The following is a 19835-nucleotide window of genomic DNA, read 5'->3' on the forward strand; positions in this document are numbered from 1 at the left end:
TGGAAGCTACGTATCGATCCGACCCGAGGCATAAGGCGCCTCAAGAGACAGGACCCTGCGTGCCCGCGACCCCTAACAATGTGCCCGAGCCGAGCCGTACCGACCCGGCTCTGATCCGCAATTTCTGCATCATCGCGCACATCGACCACGGCAAGTCCACGCTCGCCGACCGGATGCTCCAGCTGACCGGCGTGGTCGAGCAGCGGCAGATGCGCGCCCAGTACCTCGACCGCATGGACATCGAGCGCGAGCGCGGCATCACGATCAAGTCCCAGGCGGTGCGTCTGCCGTGGGCCCCGACCCACGACAAGAGCAACACGCACATCCTCAACATGATCGACACGCCGGGGCACGTCGACTTCACCTATGAGGTCTCGCGGTCGCTCGCCGCCTGCGAGGGGACGATCCTCCTCGTCGACGCCGCCCAGGGCATCGAGGCGCAGACCCTCGCCAACCTCTACCTGGCGATGGAGAACGACCTCACGATCATCCCGGTGCTGAACAAGATCGACCTGCCGGCCGCGCAGCCCGAGAAGTTCGCCGAGGAGCTGGCCAACCTGGTCGGCTGCGACCCGAGCGACGTCCTGAAGGTCTCCGCGAAGACGGGCCTGGGCGTCGAGGCGCTGCTCGACAAGGTCGTCGCCGAGATCCCGGCCCCGGTCGGCGTCAAGGACGCCCCCGCCCGCGCGATGATCTTCGACTCGGTCTACGACTCCTACCGCGGTGTCGTGACGTACGTCCGTGTCATCGACGGCCAGCTCAACAAGCGCGAGCGCATCAGGATGATGTCGACCGGCGCCACCCACGAGCTGCTGGAGATCGGCACCAACTCGCCCGAGATGCTGCCCGCCGACGGCCTCGGCGTCGGCGAGGTGGGTTACCTGATCACCGGTGTGAAGGACGTCCGCCAGTCCAAGGTCGGTGACACCGTCACCAGCCAGCACAAGGGGGCGACGGAGGCGCTCGGCGGATACAAGGACCCGAAGCCGATGGTCTTCTCCGGTCTGTATCCGCTCGACGGCTCCGACTACCCCGAGCTGCGTGACGCGCTGGACAAGCTCCAGCTCAACGACGCCGCGCTCGTCTACGAGCCGGAGACCTCCGCCGCGCTCGGCTTCGGCTTCCGTGTCGGCTTCCTCGGCCTGCTGCACCTCGACGTGATCCGTGAGCGGCTGGAGCGCGAGTTCGGCCTCGACCTGATCGCCACCGCGCCGAACGTGGTCTACCGCGTGGTCATGGAGGACGGCACCGAGCACACCGTCACCAACCCGAGCGAGTTCCCCGAGGGCAAGATCAACGAGGTGTACGAGCCGGTCGTGCGCGCCACGATCCTGGCTCCGACCGAGTTCATCGGCTCGATCATGGAGCTGTGCCAGACCCGGCGCGGCACCCTGCTCGGCATGGACTACCTCTCCGAGGACCGCGTCGAGATCCGCTACACGCTGCCGCTCGCGGAGATCGTCTTCGACTTCTTCGACCAGCTGAAGTCCAAGACCCGCGGCTACGCCTCCCTCGACTACGAGCCCACCGGCGAGCAGACCTCCAGCCTGGTCAAGGTCGACATCCTGCTGCACGGCGACAAGGTGGACGCCTTCTCGGCGATCACCCACCGGGACCAGGCGTACGCGTACGGCGTCCGGCTCGTCGCCAAGCTCAAGGAGCTGATCCCGAGGCAGGCCTTCGAGGTGCCGGTGCAGGCCGCCATCGGCTCCCGGGTGATCGCCCGCGAGACCATCCGCGCCATCCGCAAGGACGTCCTCGCCAAGTGCTACGGCGGTGACATCTCCCGTAAGCGGAAGCTGCTGGAGAAGCAGAAGGAAGGCAAGAAGCGGATGAAGATGGTGGGTTCCGTGGAGGTTCCGCAGGAGGCCTTCATCGCCGTCCTCTCCAGCGACGACAGCGCGGGATCGGGCAAGAGCAAGAAGTAACCGACGGTTACATCGCCGGTCCCTGGCAAAACGGACAGTAAGGGGCCCGCCGCACGAAAGTGTGGCGGGCCCTCGTTCGTGTGGCGGGTATGTCTCTGTAGGAAGTGACAGGCCGCGGACCCTTACGCAGCGGGCGGCCGGGCTCTAACCTGTCCCTGCTCGATAGTTACTCGCGAGTTAAACAACGGCGCGCGAGTGAAAACCGCCCTGAGCCAGCCGCACCGTCGCGGGCCCCCGGAGGATGTCGTGAGCGACACACAGACTTTGATCGAGAACCGTCCGCCGTCCGTCGCCGGCCTCTTCCTGGAGCGCGTAGCGGCCACCCCGGACGCCGAGGCCTACCGTTACCCGGTGCCGTCCGCCACCGGCGCGGGCCCCGACGACTGGAAGTCGCTGAGCTGGGGGCAGGCCGCCGAGCGGGTGAACGCCATCGCGGCCGGTCTGATCGACCTCGGTGTCGAGCCGGAGCAGCGGGTCGCGCTGGCCTCCGCCACGCGGATCGAGTGGATCCTCGCCGACCTCGGCATCATGTGCGCGGGCGCGGCCACCACCACGATCTACCCGCAGACCAACGCCGACGAGTCGGCGTTCATCCTCTCCGACTCCGGCAGCCGCGTGCTCATCGCGGAGGACGCCGAGCAACTGGCCAAGGCCCAGGAGAAGCGCGCCGAGCTGCCCGAACTGACGCACGTCGTGGTGCTCGACGCCACCGGGGTCGAGACCGGCGACTGGGTGCTCAGCCTCGCCGAGCTCGAGGCCCGCGGCGCCGCCCGGCTGGAGCAGGACCCCGGCCTGATCAAGCAGCGGGTCGACGCGATCACCAAGGACCAGCTGGCCACCCTCATCTACACCTCCGGCACCACCGGCCGCCCCAAGGGCGTGCGCCTGCCGCACGACAACTGGTCGTACATGGCGAAGGCGACCGCCGCGACCGGCCTGATCAGCGCCGACGACGTGCAGTACCTGTGGCTGCCGCTCGCCCACGTCTTCGGCAAGGTGCTCACCTCCGGGCAGATCGAGGTCGGCCACGTCACCGCCGTCGACGGCCGCGTCGACAAGATCATCGAGAATCTGCCGGTCGTGCAGCCGACGTACATGGCGGCCGTCCCCCGCATCTTCGAGAAGGTCTACAACGGCGTCGTCGGCAAGGCCCGCGCGGGCGGGGCCGCCAAGTACAAGATCTTCCAGTGGGCCGCCGGGGTCGCCCGCGAGTACGCCAAGGTCACCCAGGACAACTTCCGCCGCACCGGCACCGCCTCCGCGCCGTTCGGGCTGTCCGCCAAGCACAAGGTCGCCGACACCCTCGTCTACTCCAAGCTGCGCGAGGCCTTCGGCGGACGTCTGCGGGCCTGCGTCTCCGGCTCCGTCGCCCTGGCCCCCGAGATCGGCTACTTCTTCTCCGGCGCCGGCATCCACATCCTGGAGGGCTACGGCCTGACCGAGTCCTCCGCCGCGTCCTTCGTCAACCCCGGCGAGGCCTACCGCACCGGCACGGTCGGCAAGCCGCTGCCCGGCACGGAGGTGCGGATCGCCGAGGACGGCGAGATCCTGCTGCGCGGCCCCGGCATCATGGAGGGCTACCACGGGCTGCCCGAGAAGACCGCCGAGGTGCTGGAGCCCGACGGCTGGTTCCACACCGGGGACATCGGCGAACTGTCCCCCGACGGCTACCTGCGGATCACCGACCGCAAGAAGGACCTGTTCAAGACCTCGGGCGGCAAGTACGTCGCGCCGACCGAGATCGAGGGCTCCTTCAAGGCGGTGTGCCCGTACGTCTCCAACATCCTCGTCCACGGCGCCGACCGGAACTTCTGCACCGCCCTGATCGCCCTCGACGAGGCGGCGATCCTGAGCTGGGCCGCGGACAACGGCCTGGCGGGCAAGCCGTACGCGGAGGTGGTGGCCGCCCCCGCGACCGTCGAGCTGGTCGACGGGTACGTGAAGCAGCTCAACGCGCAGCTCCAGCGCTGGCAGACCATCAAGAAGTTCCGTCTCCTGCCGCGCGACCTCGACGTCGAGCACGGCGAGATCACCCCGAGCCTGAAGCTGAAGCGGCCGGTCGTGGAGCGCGAGTACAAGCACCTCATCGAGGAGATGTACGAGGGGACGCGCGAGGCGTAAGGCCTGACGGCGCGCGGCACAGGCCCGGTGGTTCGGGCGGGCATATTTCGCATGCATATTTCGGATGCCGCCTGAGCCACGGGCATAGTTCAGATGCTCGAATCCGGCCGTCAATGGTCCGGATTCGAGCATGCGCGTACCACGGTCCTCCCTCATGGTGGCTCACTTCGACAACTCCCCGCTGTCGGGCGGGCTCGGTCTGTCACCCTGTCGGCAGCGATCGGCGCGGCCGGTCGCGACCCGACCGTCCGACTGCCCGGGGAGCTGGAGATGGGGGCCATACCGACGCAACGGGAGTCTCCGACGCACCCGGAGACCGACCCCGTCGACGTCCACCTGATCGTGCCGCCGTGCGCCCACGCACGCACCACCCTCACCGCCGGCCCCCTCGCGCCGGGCGCCGCCCGCCGGCTGCTGCGCACGGCGTTACGGGAGTGGGCCGACCTCGGCCTGCCCGGCGCGGAACGGACCGGCGAGGACGCGGCGGTCGTCGTCAGCGAACTGGTCACCAACGCCGTCGTGCACGCGGGCACCGACGTGGAACTGTCCTGCCGGCTGGAGCCGGAGACCGGCGCCCTCGTCGTCGAGGTCTCCGACCGCAACCCCGCACGCGCCCCGCGCGACGGCGCCGCCGAACCCGCCCACGGCACCCCCGAGTACGGCCGCGGACTGCGTCTCGTCGCCGCCCTCTGCGAATCCTGGGGCGTCACCTACCGCCGGGGCGCCAAGACGGTGTGGGCGCGGCTGACCGGCGACGACCACCCGGACCACCAGGACACCGGCGACGCCCTCGGCGTGGCCGGACTGCTCGCCCCCGAGCCCCGGCGGGCCGAACGGGACCGCGAATGGCTCGGACGCGGCGCGCTGTCCTTCCTCGCCGAGGCGTCCGACCTGCTCGCCGGACAGCTCGACGAGGACCTCGTCGCCGCGCTCACCGGCCAGCTGCTCGTGCCTCGGCTCGCCGACTGGTGCGCGATCTGGCTGGAGGACGAGGCGATGGGCCGCGGCCGCTGGTCCGACGGCGGCACCGGCGCCCCCGGCCCCCGCCTGGCCCGCGTCTGGCACACCGCCGAGGACCGCATGGAGGAACTGCGCCGCGCCCTGGAGAAGGAACCGCCCCGGACCCCGGAGGAACCGGACGGCGGCCCGGTGGCCTACCCATGGCCCGCGGAGGCACTGGGCGACACGGCTTGGCAGGCCCCGAGGGCGTACGGGACGGAAACGGGCCCCGGGTCTGCCTTGGGCGCCGGCCCCGCTCCCGGCACCGCCTCGGACACCGCTCCCGCCTTCCGGCCCGCCGCCGCTCCGGGCACCGCCCTCGCCCCCGGAACCGCCGCGAACACCGCTCCCGCCTTCGGGCCCGTCGCAGCCCCGGGCGCCGCGCCCGCTCCCGGAACCGCCGCGGGCACCGCCCCTGCCTTCGGGCCCGTCGCAGCCCCGGATGCCGCCCCCGCCCCCGGCACCGCCTCGGGCACCGCCCCGGCCCCCGACGTCGCCCCGGGCACCGCCCCTGCCTTCTGGCCCGTCACCACCCTGGGCACCGTCCCCGCCCCCGACGCCGCTCCAGGCACCGCCCCCGCTCCCGGCACCGTCCCCGCCTCCCGGCCCGCCGCCGCACCAGGCGCCGCCCCGGTCCCCGACGTCGTCCCGGGCGCCGCCCCCGCCTTCCGCCCCGGCACCGCCCCCACCCCCGGCACCGCCGCGGGCGCCACCCCCGGCACCGCCCTCGCCTTCCGCCTGGTCGCCGGCGGCCGCCCGCTGGGCACGCTCGTCATCGGGCGGGCCGGTGTCGCCGCCCTCCCCGGAGAGATCACCGGTCTGGTGGAGGATCTGAGCCGCCGGGTCGCGCTGGCCATCGGTGCGGCGCGGCAGTACGCCCGGCAGGCCACCATCAGCGCCGTGCTCCAGCGCGGCCTGCTGCCCGGAGCGGTCGCCGAGATCCCCGGCCTGCGCAGCGCCCTCGTCCACGAGCCCTGTGACGTGGGCGGCCCCAGCGGCGACTTCTACGACCTCTTCCCGGCCGGCGACGGCCGCTGGTGCTTCGCCATCGGCGACGTACAGGGCAAGGGCCCCGAGGCGGCCGTCGTCATCGGCCTGGCCCGCCCCTGGCTGCGGCTGCTGGCCCGCGAGGGCTACCGCGTCGCCGACGTACTCGACCGCCTCAACCAGCTCCTCCTCGACGACGCCACCGAGGCCGCCGACGCCGCCGCCCGCGCCCTGGCGGGCCCCGTCGTCCCCGGCGACGGCCCGCAGACCCGCTTCCTCTCCCTCCTCTACGGCGAGCTGGTCCCCTTCGACGGCGGCGTCCGCTGCACCCTCGCCTCCGCCGGGCACCCGTTGCCGCTGCTCCTCGGCCCCGACGGCGACGTCCGTACCGTCGCCCGCCCGCAGACGCTGCTCGGCGTCGTCGAGGACGAGACGTACACCAGCGACACCTTCGAGCTGCTTCCCGGCGACACCCTGCTCTGTGTCACCGACGGCGTCACCGAGCGGCGCAGCGGCTCCCGCCAGTTCGACGACGGCGACGGCCTGGCGGCGGCGCTGGCCGGGTGCGCGGGGCTGAGCGCCGACGACATCGCGGAGCGGATCAGGCGGCTGGTGCACGAGTTCGGCGGCCGCCCACCGGAGGACGACCTCGCGCTGCTCGTCCTCCAGGCCGAGCAGGCCGAGCAGGCCGAGCAGGCCGGTCCGGCAGGGCAACCCGCGTAGTGCGGGACAATGGAGGACATGCCTTCCGCACTCCCCGACGGCGAGCCCGTCCCCGCCGACGGCGCGCTGCCCGCGTCCGCGCTCGCCGGGGCGGCCGACCGCCCCCTCGGGTTCTACCTGCACGTCCCCTACTGCGCGACCCGCTGCGGCTACTGCGACTTCAACACCTACACCGCCACCGAGCTGCGCGGCACCGGCGGCGTCCTCGCCTCCCGCGACAACTACGCCGACACCCTGATCGACGAGATCCGCCTCGCCCGCAAGGTCCTCGGCGACGACCCGCGCGAGGTCCGCACGGTGTTCGTCGGCGGCGGCACGCCGACCCTGCTGGCCGCCGGCGACCTCGTACGGATGCTGGGGGCGATCCGCGACGAGTTCGGGCTCGCGGCCGACGCGGAGGTCACGACGGAGGCGAACCCCGAGTCCGTGGACCCCGCCTACCTGGCCGAGCTGCGCCAGGGCGGCTTCAACCGGATCTCCTTCGGGATGCAGAGCGCGAAGCAGCACGTGCTGAGGATCCTCGACCGCACGCACACCCCCGGGCGCCCGGAGGCGTGCGTGGCGGAGGCGCGGGCGGCCGGGTTCGCGCATGTCAACCTGGACCTGATCTACGGCACGCCCGGCGAGTCCGACGACGATTGGCGGGCCTCGCTGGACGCGGCCCTCGGCGCCGGTCCGGACCACGTCTCGGCGTACGCGCTGATCGTCGAGGAGGGCACCCAGCTGGCCCGCCGGATCCGTCGCGGCGAGATCCCGATGACCGACGACGACGTGCACGCCGACCGCTATCTGATCGCCGAGGAGCGGCTGTCGGCGGCGGGCTACGACTGGTACGAGGTGTCCAACTGGGCCACCTCCGAGACGGGCCGCTGCCTGCACAACGAGCTGTACTGGCGGGGCGCCGACTGGTGGGGCGCCGGCCCCGGCGCCCACAGCCACGTCGGCGGGGTGCGCTGGTGGAACGTGAAGCACCCGGGCGCGTACGCGGCGGCCCTGGCGGAGGGCCGCTCCCCGGGCGCCGGACGCGAGCTGCTGTCCGAGGAGGACCGGCGGGTCGAGCGGATCCTGCTGGAGCTGCGGCTGCGGGAGGGGGTGCCGCTGAGTCTGCTCCGCGAGGACGGGCTGAAGGCCGCGCACCGGGCCCTGTCGGACGGACTGCTCCAGCGCGGACCGTACGAGGAGGGGCGCGCGGCACTGACCCTGCGGGGGCGGTTGCTGGCGGACGCGGTGGTGCGGGACCTGGTGGACTGATCAGCCGCCGGGGGCCGTCACGAAGTCGATCAGCTCCTCCACCTTCCCCAAGAGCTCCGGCTCCAGGTCCTTGTACGACCCCACCCGCTTCAGGATCGCCTGCCACACCGCCCCGGTGTTCTCCGGCCAGCCCAGCGCCCGGCACACGCCGGTCTTCCAGTCCTGCCCGCGCGGGACGTCCGGCCAGCCGGGGATGCCCAGGGCGGACGGCTTCACCGCCTGCCAGATGTCGATGTACGGGTGGCCCACCACCAGGGCGTGCTCGCTCGTCACCGACTCCGCGATGCGCCACTCCTTCGAGCCGGGGACGAGGTGGTCCACCAGGACGCCCAGTCTCGCGTCCGGGCCCGGCGCGAAGCCGGCGACGATCGACGGGAGGTCGTCCACGCCCTCCAGGTACTCCACGACCACGCCCTCGACGCGCAGGTCGTCGCCCCACACCTTCTCGACCAGTTCGGCGTCGTGGCGGCCCTCCACGTAGATGCGCCCGGCGCGGGCCACGCGCGCGCGGGCGCCGGGGACGGCGACCGAGCCGGATGCCGTACGGGTGGGCCGTACGGGACCGGAGGACGGCCGTACGAGGGTCACCGCCCGGCCCTCCAGCAGGAACCCGCGCGGTTCCAGCGGGAACACCCGGTGCTTGCCGAAGCGGTCCTCCAGCGTCACCGTGCCCGCCTCGCAGCGGATCACCGCGCCGCAGAACCCGGTCCCCGGCTCCTCGACCACCAGGCCGGGCTCCGCCGGGACCTCCGGGACGGGCTGGGGCTTTTTCCAGGGTGGGGTCAGGTCCGGAGAGTACTGGCGCATTCGGATGACGATATGGACAGTGCGGGGCGCGCTCAGGGCGACACGCCGAAACGGGCCGCGAGCGTGTCGCGCTGCCGCCGTACGAACGCCGCGTCCACCACCGCCCCGTGGCCGGGCACGTAGACCGCGTCCGGGCCGCCGAGGGACAGCAGCCGGTCCAGTGCGTCCGGCCAGCGGGCCGGGACCGCGTCGGGGCCGGCCTGCGGCTCGCCGGACTCCTCGACCAGGTCGCCGCAGAAGACGACCTCAGGATCGCCGGGGACGAGGACGACCAGGTCGTGCGCGGTGTGCCCGGGGCCCACGTTGGCCAGCAGCGCCTGCCGGCCGCCGCCCAGGTCCAGCGTCCACTCGCCGGACACGTGATGGCGGGGCGCGACGAGGGTGTCCGCGGCCTCCGTCGCCGCCGCCTCGTCCAGGCCATGGCGCATCGCGTCCCCCCGCAGCTCCGCCCGCGCCCGCCGGGACGTCAGCGCGGCGTCCACGCCGACCGCCCCGAACACCTCGGCCCCCGCCAGCGCGGCCGCGCCGAAGACATGATCGAAGTGGGGGTGCGTGAGCGCGAGATGGGTCACACGGCCGCCGGCCAGCCGCTCGGCCTGCGCGCGCAGCCGGGCGCCCTCCGCGAGGCTGGAACCCGCGTCGATCAGCAGTGCCGTGCCGTGCCCTCGCACCAGTCCGGCCGTGCAGTCCCAGCCCGGCAGGCGGCACCGGCCGACCCCGGTCGCGAGCCGTTCCCATCCCAGCTCTTCCCAAGTCACCGTCATACCGCGACGCTAACCGTGACGCCCCCGCGGGCACGACCTCGCAGGACCGGCCTTGCCCGGGGCGTACCCGGCGGCCGTACACTGGGCCGGGTAAGGCTGGCACTCGCATGCGCAGAGTGCCAGGGGGAGCGCCAAGGGGACGAACCGCTGGAGGTGTGCGCGGATGCTCAGTGAACGACGGCTTCAGGTATTGCGCGCCATCGTCCAGGACTACGTCGGAACCGAGGAGCCGGTCGGCTCCAAGGCGCTCACCGAGCGGCACAGCCTCGGCGTCTCACCGGCCACGGTCCGCAACGACATGGCCGCCCTGGAGGACGAGGGGTACATCGCCCAGCCGCACACCAGCGCCGGGCGCATCCCCACCGACAAGGGCTACCGGCTCTTCGTCGACAAGCTCGCCGAGGTCAAGCCGCTCACCGCGCCCGAGCGGCGCGCGATCCAGAACTTCCTCGACGGCGCCGTCGACCTCGACGACGTCGTGGCCCGCACGGTACGGCTGCTGGCGCAGCTCACCCGGCAGGTCGCCGTCGTGCAGTACCCGTCGCTGACCCGGTCCACGGTGCGGCACGTGGAGCTGCTGTCGATGGCACCCGCGCGGGTGATGCTCGTCCTGATCACCGACACCGGACGGGTCGAGCAGCGGATGATCGACTGCCCGGCGCCGTTCGGCGAGACGTCCCTGGCGGATCTGCGGGCGCGGCTGAACAGCCGGGTCGCGGGCCGCCGTTTCACGGATGTGCCGCAGTTGGTGCAGGATCTCCCCGAGGCCTTCGAGCACGAGGATCGCGGCACCGTCCAGACGGTGCTCGCCACGCTGCTGGAGACGCTGGTCGAGCAGACCGAGGAGCGGCTGATGATCGGCGGCACCGCCAATCTGACGCGCTTCGGGCATGACTTTCCCCTCACCATCCGGCCTGTGCTGGAGGCGCTGGAGGAGCAGGTCGTGCTCCTCAAGCTGCTGGGCGAGGCGAAGGATTCGGGCATGACCGTGCGCATCGGTCACGAGAACGCCCATGAGGGACTCAACTCCACGTCGGTGGTGTCGGTCGGCTACGGTTCGGGCGGCGAGGCAGTCGCCAAGCTCGGCGTGGTCGGACCGACCCGCATGGATTACCCGGGAACGATGGGAGCGGTAAGAGCGGTGGCACGGTACGTCGGACAGATCCTGGCGGAGTCGTAAGTGGCCACGGACTATTACGCCGTTCTCGGCGTGCGCCGCGACGCGTCGCAGGAAGAGATCAAGAAGGCCTTCCGGCGGCTCGCCCGCGAGCTGCACCCGGACGTCAACCCCGATCCGAAGACCCAGGAGCGGTTCAAGGAGATCAACGCCGCTTACGAGGTGCTGTCGGACCCGCAGAAGAAGCAGGTCTACGACCTCGGCGGCGACCCCCTCTCGCAGAGCGGCGGCGCGGGTGCCGGCGGCTTCGGCGCGGGTGGCTTCGGGAACTTCTCCGACATCATGGACGCGTTCTTCGGTACGGCGTCGCAGCGCGGTCCGCGCTCGCGGACCCGCCGGGGCCAGGACGCCATGATCCGGATCGAGGTCGAGCTCGACGAGGCGGCCTTCGGCACGACCAAGGACATCCAGGTCGACACCGCGATCGTCTGCTCCACCTGCAGCGGTGAGGGCGCGGCGCCGGGCACCTCGGCCCAGACGTGTGACATGTGCCGTGGACGCGGTGAGGTCTCGCAGGTCACCCGGTCCTTCCTGGGCCAGGTCATGACCTCGCGCCCCTGCCCCCAGTGCCAGGGCTTCGGCACGGTCGTGCCGAACCCGTGCCCGGAGTGCGCGGGCGACGGCCGGGTGCGGTCCCGTCGCACCCTGACAGTGAAGATCCCGGCCGGTGTCGACAACGGCACGCGGATCCAGCTCGCCGGTGAGGGCGAGGTCGGGCCCGGCGGCGGCCCCGCCGGTGACCTCTACGTCGAGATCCACGAACTCCCGCACCCGGTCTTCCAGCGGCGCGGCGACGACCTGCACTGCACGGTGACGATCCCGATGACGGCGGCGGCCCTCGGCACCAAGGTGCCGCTGGAGACGCTGGACGGCATGGAGGAGGTCGACATCCGCCCGGGCACGCAGTCCGGCCAGTCGATCCCGCTGCACGGCCGCGGTGTCACGCATCTGCGCGGCGGCGGCCGGGGCGACCTCATCGTCCACGTCGAGGTGCAGACCCCGACGAAGCTCGACCCGGAGCAGGAACACCTCCTGCGCGAGCTCGCCAAGCTGCGCGGCGAGGAGCGCCCGCAGGGGCAGTTCCAGCCGGGACAGCAGGGGCTGTTCTCGCGTCTGAAGGACGCTTTCAACGGCCGCTGAGAAGCGTCCTCGGGGTGGCTCGGCCCAGGTGGTGCCTGTGGTCTATGCCATACGCGGGGCGGATTCGGTCTTGTTCGGGGGACGTGACACCATGCGGTCATGTCCTCCGCACTGACCGATCTCTTCCCCCATCCGATCGTGCAGGCCCCCATGGCGGGCGGCGTCTCCGTGCCGCAGCTCGCCGCGGCCGTGTCCGAGGCCGGGGGGCTCGGTTTCCTGGCCGCCGGGTACAAGACGGCCGACGGCATGTACCAGGAGATCAAGCAGCTGCGGGGGCTCACCGGCCGCCCCTTCGGTGTGAACCTGTTCATGCCGCACCCGGAGTATGCCGAGCCCGCCGCCGTCGGTGTCTACGCCCACCAGCTCGCCGGTGAGGCCGCCTGGTACGAGACGGAGCTGGGCGACCCGGACAGCGGCCGGGACGACGGCTACGACGCCAAGCTCGCGGTGCTGCTGGACAACCCCGTGCCGGTCGTCTCCTTCCACTTCGGCGTCCCGGGCCGCGACGTCCTCGACGCGCTGCGCCGCGCCGGCACCCTCACCCTCGTCACCGCCACGACCGCCGACGAGGCCCGGGCCGTCGAACAGGCCGGCGCCGACGCCGTGATCGTGCAGGGCGTGGAGGCGGGCGGCCACCAGGGCACCCACCGGGACATCGCGGAGAACGACGGCTCCGGCATCGGGCTGCTGTCGCTGCTCGCCCAGGTCCGTGAGGCTGTACGGCTGCCCCTCGTCGCGGCCGGCGGCATCATGCGCGGCAGCCAGATCGCCGCCGTCCTCGCCGCGGGCGCGAGCGCCGCCCAGCTCGGCACCGCGTTCGTGGCCACGCACGAGTCCGGCGCCCACGCCGTGCACAAGCAGGCGCTCACCAACCCGCTGTTCACGCGTACCGCGCTCACCCGCGCCTTCTCCGGCCGGCCCGCGCGCGGACTCGTCAACCGCTTCGTCCGCGAACACGGGCCGTACGCCCCCGCCGCCTACCCCGACCTGCACCACCTGACCGCCCCGCTGCGCAAGGCGGCCGCCAGGGCCGGTGACGCGCAGGGCATGGCGCTGTGGGCGGGACAGGGCCACCGGATGGCCCGCGAACTGCCCGCCGGTCAGCTCGTGGAGGTGCTGGCGGCCGAACTCGCGGCGGCTCGGACAGCGTTGTCGGGCGGTGGCACGGCATGACGGCACCGGTGTTCGTGGTCGAGCACTTCAACGCGGGCGGCGGCGGCCGGTACGTCCTCGACGGCCCCGAGGGACGGCACGCCGTCTCGGTGAAGCGGCTGCGCGCCGGCGAGGACGTCATCCTCACCGACGGCGCCGGGACCTGGGCCGACTGCGTGGTGCTCGGCACCGAGGGCAAGGACCGGCTGATCGTCCGGATGGACTCGGTCTCCGAGGAGCCGCCGGAGCAGCCCCGCATCACCGTCGTCCAGGCCCTGCCCAAGGGCGACCGCGGGGAACTCGCCGTCGAGACCATGACCGAGGTCGGCGTCGACGCGATCGTGCCGTGGCAGGCCGCCCGCTGCATCACCCAGTGGAAGGGCGACCGCGGGCAGAAGTCCCTCGCCAAGTGGCGCGCGACCGCCCGCGAGGCCGGCAAGCAGTCCCGCCGGGTCCGCTTCCCCGAGGTCGCGGAGGCGGCGACGACCAAGCAGGTCGCCGCCCTGCTCGCGCGGGCCGACTTCGCCGCCGTGCTGCACTCGGACTTCGAGTACGGCAGCGAGCCGCTGGCCACCGCCGAACTGCCCGCCCAGGGCGAGATCGTGCTGGTCGTCGGTCCCGAAGGCGGTGTCGCCGCCGACGAGTTGGAGCTGTTCCGGCAGGCCGGCGCCAAGGCGTACGTCCTCGGCCGGAGCGTGCTGCGCACCTCGACCGCCGGTACGGCCGCCGCCGCCCTCCTCCTCGGCCGCACGGGCCGCTGGGACTGACGTCAAGGACCCGCTGCCGGGCCCTGCGCCTGACCTTCCGCCGCCGCGCGGCGGGCGGCGACGGCCCGCAGCAGCTCCCAGCCGTCCACCTGCCCGGCGCCGGGCAGCAGTCCGCGCCGCGTCGCCTCGTCGACGAGCGCGCGCACACTGCCCGGCTCGTTCAGGTTGAGCCCGTTGTGATGCTCGTCGATCACGTATCCGCCGGGCTGGTAACCGCCCTCGACAGGCCGGCCGGGACCCTCACGGAAGACGATCCGCGTGCGCTCCCCGTCCCGGAGCAGGCTGACCACCTCCTCGCACGGCTGCCCGTCCCCGTGCCGGTGCCGGACACTCCACAGGTAGGTCGTCGACTCGTCCACCACGAGCTTCCGCAGGCTGCCCTTCTTGCGCATCGCGCCAGGCTAGGCCTCCCCGCACCGCTTCGGCGCCGGGTTTTCCGTCGGCAGCAGCTGGACGTCCTCGCGGCGGACGGCGAAGGACTCCTGGAAGACGCTGCTGTTGAGGCGGGCCGGGTCCCAGAGCCAGATCCACTCGCCGGTGCTGCCGAAGGAGAGGACCGGGTGGCCGGTGGGGGCCGGGCCGTTCTCGACCGCGAGGGGCTTGCCCGGGTCCACGGGGCGGACGCACACCAGTCGGCCCTTGACGCCGTAGTAGCCGGGCGGGTTGGTGCCGTCGCGGGCGGTCGTCTCGGCCGCCCGGCCCGCCGCGCTGGTCGCCTGTTCCACGCCGATGACGACGGCGGTCAGCGTGTAGGCCACCCCCAGCACGGTCGCCAGCACCACGGCGAACAGCCGGAAGCCGCCGTCCCGGGCCAGCACGTGGAAGTGCCGCAGCCAGCCCACCACCGCCACGAAGAACAGCACGCTGCCCAGCGCGAGCGACATGGGCACGGCCGCGACCAGGTACGTGCCGAGCGTCGGCGCGGGCACGGCCGCCGCCCGGATGTCGAAGCGGTCCAGGTACACGTTGTGCATCTCCCCGCCGAGCCAGCGCACCATCGACCACACCACCGGCACCGACAACGGGATCAGCCAGGCGGCGTGCCGGGTGAAGAACGTGCGGCGCAGGGCGAGTGCCACGCCGGTGCCGACGAAGGCGACCGCCGCCAGCGCCAGCATCCCCGACCACAGGAACCCCGGGCCGACGTCCCGGCCCACCAGCGCGCCGACGCCGGCCAGAGCGGTCGTGCCGGCCAGGCTCGCCGCCCACCGCGCCCGGGGCCCGAGGTCGCGGGTCTCCTTCATCGTCCGGCCCAGCGGCAGCGCGCCCGCCGTGCTGAGGACGGCGGGCAGCAGCTTCCACAGCCCGTCCGCCCACACCACGTACATGCCGCAGACGATCGCCGCCACGATTCCCGCCGCGGCCGCGCCCTGCCACGCCAGCCGGATCCGCCGCTCCCGCGGGGTCTCGTCGCGTGGCGGGTTCGCGTCGGAGTGGCCGGGCACCCGCAGTCCGTGTCCGGAGTGGAAGGCCACCCCGCCCAGGGCGCGGGCCGTCAGCTCCGCCTCGGCCGCCGCCCGGGAGTCCGGGCCCGCGGGCACGGTCACGGCCCGCTCTTCGTCGGCGAGGCCGAACCAGGTCCAGGCCCGGTGCAGACGGCCGCCGGACGGCGGCCTGCGGTACACCTGGTACGTCGTCCGGGGCGGGCGCTCGTGCTCGACGAGGCCCGCGTCCCGCACCCAGGCACCCGACTCGGACTGCTTGAAGAGCCGTTCGACCTCGGCCGTGGCCGTGCGGACGGCGCCGAAGCGCGCCCCGTGCAGCCGCACCTCCACGACGAGCGTCACGCGCCGCGGGTCGGCGGCGGTCGCCCGCTCGGCGGCCTCGGCGGGCCGTACCGCCCAGCCCCGTTCCTCGAACAAGCCGGTGACGTAGTCGACTTCGTCGGCGTGGTCGACCACGTCGACCAGGATCCGCACCCGGCGCCGACGAGGAGGCGCGGGCGGGGCGCCGGCCGGTTCCGTCCCCGCCGGTACACCGGGGCCGGGAGTGTCGGGAGTGGAACGGGTGGGCGGCGGCAACGGTCCTCCTGGACGAGGCGGTTGGGGCGAAACCCGATTGTGACGCGCGGGGCCCCCGAGTGGCCGTATGCGCTCTACCGCGGCACGCGAGACAGTGGGAGCATGCCCACCATGGGTGCTTTGAGGCGGATTTGGGGTCGGCCGAGAGCCCGCCGGACGGCTGCGACGGCGTCGCTCGTGGCGGCCGTCGCCGTCGGTGCCGTGGCCTGCGATCCGGGCGGGCTGAGCGCGGCGACCGTGGCGTACACCACCGACCAGACCGTGACCCGGGAACTGGAGCGGCAGAAGGCGGACGTGCGGTGGCTGACCTGCACCGCGAACTTCGGCGACGACGGCCGCTCGACGCCCTCCGCGAGCGAGGACACCGTCGCCGACGTCGAGTGCCAGGGCGAGACCTCCGACGGCAAGGAGATCACCGTCAGCGGCAAGGTGACCCGTGCGGTCGACGGCCGCTGCATCCGCGGGGACATCGTCGCGAAGGTCGACGGCAAGGAGTGGTTCCACGTCAAGGGCCTCGGCGACTGCACCGCCCCCAGCACCCCGCCCGTGAACCGCCCGCCCGGCACCGGCCCCGACCCGGCCGTCACGGTGACCGTCACCAAGACCGTCTGGTGCCACGGCGACCCCGAGTGCTGGCCCCCGGGGAAGTGACCGAAACCGCTGGTCGCGGGCGCCGCCCCTGCATAGGGTGATCGAGTGACTGAGTCCACGCCGGGGTATCTCCGATTTCCGCATCCGCACGGCGAGTTGGTGGCCTTCACCGCCGAGGACGACGTGTGGCTCGCCCCCCTCGACGGCGGGCGGGCCTGGCGGGTCAGCGCCGACAACGTGCCGGTGACCCACCCGCGCGTCTCGCCCGACGGCACCACCGTCGCCTGGACCTCCACCCGCGACGGCGCCCCCGAGGTGCACATCGCGCCGGTCGACGGCGGCCCGTCCAAGCGGCTGACGCACTGGGGCAGTTGGCGCACCCAGGTGCGCGGCTGGACCCCCGACGGCCGGGTCCTCGCCCTCACCACGCACGGGCAGGCCAGCCTGCGGCGCAGCTGGGCGCACGCCGTCCCGCTGGACGGCGGCCCGGCCGCCCGCCTGCCGTACGGGCCCGTCGGCGACGTCGCCCACGGCCCGCACCCGGTGCTGCTGTCCGCGCCGATGGGCCGCGAGGCCGCCTGGTGGAAGCGCTACCGGGGCGGTACGGCGGGCAAGCTGTGGATCGACCGTGAGGGCGACGGCGAGTTCGTACGGCTCCACGAAGAGCTGGACGGCAACATCGAGTACCCGTTCTGGGTCGGCGACCGCATCGCCTTCCTCTCCGACCACGAGGGCACCGGGGCCGTGTACTCCTCCCTCGCCGACGGATCCGACCTGCGCCGCCACACCCCCCTTGGGGGCACCTCCCGCTCGAGCGAAGCCGAGAGTGGGGGAGGCTTCTACGCCCGGCACGCGGCGAGCGACGGCACCCGTGTCGTCTACGCCTGCGCCGGCGAGCTGTGGCTGCTCGACGACCTCGACGGTGCCGAGCCGCGCCGCCTCGACATCCGGCTCGGCGGGCAGCGCACCGACCGGCAGCCCTACCAGGTGAACGCCGCCCGCTGGTTCGGCGCCGCCGCCCCCGACCACACCGGTCGGGGCAGCGCGGTCGCCGTGCGCGGCGCCGTGCACTGGGTCACCCACCGCGCCGGCCCCACCCGCGCCCTCGCCGCCACACCCGGCGTACGGGCCCGGCTGCCGCGCACCTTCCGGGTGGACGGCGAGGAGTGGGTGGTGTGGGTGACGGACGCCGAGGGCGACGACGCCCTGGAGTTCGCGCCCGCCACCGGCCTCGCCCCCGGCGCGACCCCGCGCCGGCTCGCCGCCGGGCGGCTCGGGCGCGTGCTGGGCCTGGCCATGGCACCGGACGGCAGCCGCGCCGCCGTCGCCGCGCACGACGGGCGGGTGCTGCTGGTCGAGCGGGAGACCGGCGAGGTCCGCGAGGTCGACCGCAGCGAGCACGGCGACGCCACCGGGCTGGTGTTCTCGCCCGACTCGGCCTGGCTGGCCTGGTCGCACCCCGGGCCCAGCCCGCTGTGCCAGCTGAAACTCGCCAACACCACCGACCTGTCGGTCACCGAGGCGACCCCGCTGCGGTTCCAGGACTACGCGCCCGCCTTCACCCTCGACGGCAAGCACCTCGCGTTCCTCTCCAGCCGCTCCTTCGACCCCGTCTACGACGAGCACGTCTTCGACCTGGCGTTCGTCACCGGCGACCGCCCGCACCTGATCACCCTCGCCGCGACCACGCCCTCACCGTTCGGCCCGCAGCGGCACGGCCGCCCCTTCGACGCGCCCGACAAGGACGAGACCCCCGACAGCGAGGGCACCCCGGCCACCCGGGTCGACCTCGAAGGCCTCGCCGACCGGATCGTGCCGTTCCCCGTGGAGGCCGGCCGATACTCCGGCCTGCGCGCCGCCAAGGACGGCGTGCTGTGGCTGCGCCACCCCGTGCAGGGCGTCCTCGGCGTCTCCCGGGCCACCCCGGACGACCCCGACCCGCACACCGAGCTGGAGCGTTACGACCTCGTTCAGCAGCGCCTGGAACACCTGGCGAGCGACGCCGACCACTTCCGGGTCAGCGGCGACGGCAAGCGGGTGCTGCTGTGGACCGACGGGCGGCTGAAGGTCGTACCCAGCGACCGGCGGGCGTCCGGCGACGACGACAGCGACACCAACATCACCGTCGACCTGACCCGGGTGCGCCAGACGATCGACCCGGCCGCCGAGTGGCGGCAGATGTACGACGAGACCGGCCGGGTCATGCGGGACCACTTCTGGCGGCCCGACATGAGCGGCGTCGACTGGGACGGCGTCCTGGACCGCTACCGCCCCGTCCTCGACCGGGTCGCCACCCACGACGACCTGGTGGACCTCCTCTGGGAGGTGCAGGGCGAGCTGGGCACCTCGCACGCCTACGTCATCCCGAACGGCGGCCACGGCCACGGGGACCGGCAGGGCCTGCTCGGCGCCGACCTGTCCCGGCACGCGGACGGCACCTGGCGCGTCGACCGGGTGCTGCCCTCCGAGACCTCCGACCCGCAGGCCCGCTCCCCGCTCGCCGCGCCCGGCGTCGCGGTGCGCGCCGGGGACGCCATCCTCGCGGTCGGCGGACAGCCCGTCGACCCGGTGACCGGGCCCGGGCCGCTGCTCGTCGGCACGGCGGGCAAGCCGGTCGAGCTGACCGTCTCGCCGGCCGGCGGCGGCGGGCCGCGGCACACCGTGGTCGTACCGGTCGCCGACGAGGAGCCGCTGCGGTACCACGCCTGGGTCGCCGACCGGCGGGCGTACGTCCGTGAGCGGTCCGGCGGGCGCCTCGGCTACCTCCACGTGCCGGACATGCAGGCGCCCGGCTGGGCGCAGATCCACCGGGACCTCAGGGTGGAGGTCGCCCGCGACGGCCTGATCGTGGACGTCCGGGAGAACCGGGGCGGGCACACCTCCCAGCTCGTCGTCGAGAAGCTGGCCCGGCGGATCGTCGGCTGGGGCGTGCCGCGCGGCATGCGGCCGTACAGCTATCCCCAGGACGCGCCGCGCGGACCCGTGGTGGCGGTCGCCAACGAGTTCTCCGGCTCCGACGGGGACATCGTCAACGCGGCGATCAAGGCGCTCGGGCTCGGCCCGGTGGTAGGCACCCGCACCTGGGGCGGCGTCATCGGCATCGACAGCCGCTACCGCCTGGTCGACGGCACCCTCGTCACCCAGCCGAAGTACGCGTTCTGGCTGGAGGGCTACGGCTGGGACGTGGAGAATCACGGCGTGGACCCGGACGTGGAGGTCGTACAGCGCCCGCAGGACCACGCGGCGGGGCGGGACGTCCAGCTGGACGAGGCGATAAGGCTGGCGCTGGAGGCACTGGAGGCCACTCCGGCGAAGGCACCGCCCGCGGTGCCGTGACCGGCCCCCGCCCGCCCGCACCCGGCGACGATACGATGCCCCCAGAGACGATCAACCGCGAGACCCCCGGA

The 19835-nt window shown here is 73.3% G+C and carries 14 protein-coding genes; 10 read left to right on the forward strand and 4 right to left on the reverse strand.

Annotation, left to right across the window (positions count from 1 at the left end; all coding sequences use genetic code 11):
* Positions 1-59: 59 nt before the first annotated feature.
* The 4 genes from lepA (at position 60) to hemW (ending at position 8009) form a co-directional block, all read left to right on the forward strand.
* Positions 60-1928 (forward strand): translation elongation factor 4, encoded by a 1869-nt coding sequence (gene lepA / locus AMK31_RS02335; RefSeq protein WP_073938571.1) that lies wholly within the window; start codon positions 60-62, stop codon positions 1926-1928.
* 246 nt (positions 1929-2174) lie between these two features.
* Positions 2175-4049, forward strand: a complete 1875-nt coding sequence (locus AMK31_RS02340; RefSeq protein ID WP_073938573.1) for an AMP-dependent synthetase/ligase — start codon at positions 2175-2177, stop codon at positions 4047-4049.
* Positions 4050-4319: 270 nt separating this feature from the next.
* Positions 4320-6758 (forward strand): SpoIIE family protein phosphatase, encoded by a 2439-nt coding sequence (locus AMK31_RS02345; RefSeq protein WP_079186639.1) that lies wholly within the window; start codon positions 4320-4322, stop codon positions 6756-6758.
* Between the two features lie 18 nt (positions 6759-6776).
* Positions 6777-8009: a radical SAM family heme chaperone HemW gene (hemW, locus tag AMK31_RS02350; RefSeq protein ID WP_073938575.1), complete on the forward strand. Its 1233-nt coding sequence runs from the start codon at positions 6777-6779 to the stop codon at positions 8007-8009.
* Here the strand turns inward: hemW and AMK31_RS02355 are convergent, their stop codons facing one another.
* Positions 8010-8816 (reverse strand): DUF3097 domain-containing protein, encoded by an 807-nt coding sequence (locus AMK31_RS02355; protein WP_073938577.1) that lies wholly within the window; start codon positions 8814-8816, stop codon positions 8010-8012.
* Between the two features lie 32 nt (positions 8817-8848).
* Positions 8849-9580: an MBL fold metallo-hydrolase gene (locus tag AMK31_RS02360; protein WP_073938579.1), complete on the reverse strand. Its 732-nt coding sequence runs from the start codon at positions 9578-9580 to the stop codon at positions 8849-8851.
* A gap of 163 nt (positions 9581-9743) precedes the next feature.
* Here AMK31_RS02360 and hrcA point away from each other — a divergent pair, with 163 nt between their 5' ends.
* The 4 genes from hrcA (at position 9744) to AMK31_RS02380 (ending at position 13816) form a co-directional block, all read left to right on the forward strand.
* On the forward strand, positions 9744-10760 hold the full coding sequence (gene hrcA / locus AMK31_RS02365; protein ID WP_073938580.1) for a heat-inducible transcriptional repressor HrcA: 1017 nt from the start codon (positions 9744-9746) through the stop codon (positions 10758-10760).
* Positions 10761-11897: a molecular chaperone DnaJ gene (gene dnaJ / locus AMK31_RS02370; protein WP_073938582.1), complete on the forward strand. Its 1137-nt coding sequence runs from the start codon at positions 10761-10763 to the stop codon at positions 11895-11897.
* 99 nt (positions 11898-11996) lie between these two features.
* Entirely contained in the window at positions 11997-13070 is a 1074-nt protein-coding gene (locus AMK31_RS02375; RefSeq protein WP_073938584.1) for a nitronate monooxygenase, read from the forward strand.
* A complete protein-coding gene (locus tag AMK31_RS02380) occupies positions 13067-13816 on the forward strand; it encodes a 16S rRNA (uracil(1498)-N(3))-methyltransferase (RefSeq protein ID WP_073938586.1) in 750 nt (249 codons plus the stop codon). Before AMK31_RS02375 ends, AMK31_RS02380 begins: the two co-directional genes overlap by 4 nt.
* 2 nt (positions 13817-13818) lie before the next feature.
* On the opposite strand, the gene AMK31_RS02385 is transcribed toward AMK31_RS02380, so the two are convergent.
* Together AMK31_RS02385 and AMK31_RS02390 are read right to left on the reverse strand one after the other, a co-directional pair.
* On the reverse strand, positions 13819-14208 hold the full coding sequence (locus AMK31_RS02385; protein WP_079186640.1) for a hypothetical protein: 390 nt from the start codon (positions 14206-14208) through the stop codon (positions 13819-13821).
* A 9-nt stretch (positions 14209-14217) separates the two neighbouring features.
* On the reverse strand, positions 14218-15837 hold the full coding sequence (locus AMK31_RS02390) for a hypothetical protein (RefSeq protein WP_143204196.1): 1620 nt from the start codon (positions 15835-15837) through the stop codon (positions 14218-14220).
* Positions 15838-15948: 111 nt separating this feature from the next.
* On the opposite strand from AMK31_RS02390, the gene AMK31_RS02395 reads away from it, so the two are divergent.
* Positions 15949-16488 (forward strand): hypothetical protein, encoded by a 540-nt coding sequence (locus AMK31_RS02395; protein WP_107468493.1) that lies wholly within the window; start codon positions 15949-15951, stop codon positions 16486-16488.
* Between the two features lie 45 nt (positions 16489-16533).
* Complete coding sequence (locus AMK31_RS02400; protein ID WP_073938589.1) at positions 16534-19764, forward strand: S41 family peptidase; 3231 nt, start codon at positions 16534-16536, stop codon at positions 19762-19764.
* Positions 19765-19835 lie beyond the last annotated feature (71 nt).

The sequence above is a fragment of the Streptomyces sp. TSRI0107 genome (genome assembly GCF_001905845.1).
GTDB lineage: Bacteria > Actinomycetota > Actinomycetes > Streptomycetales > Streptomycetaceae > Streptomyces.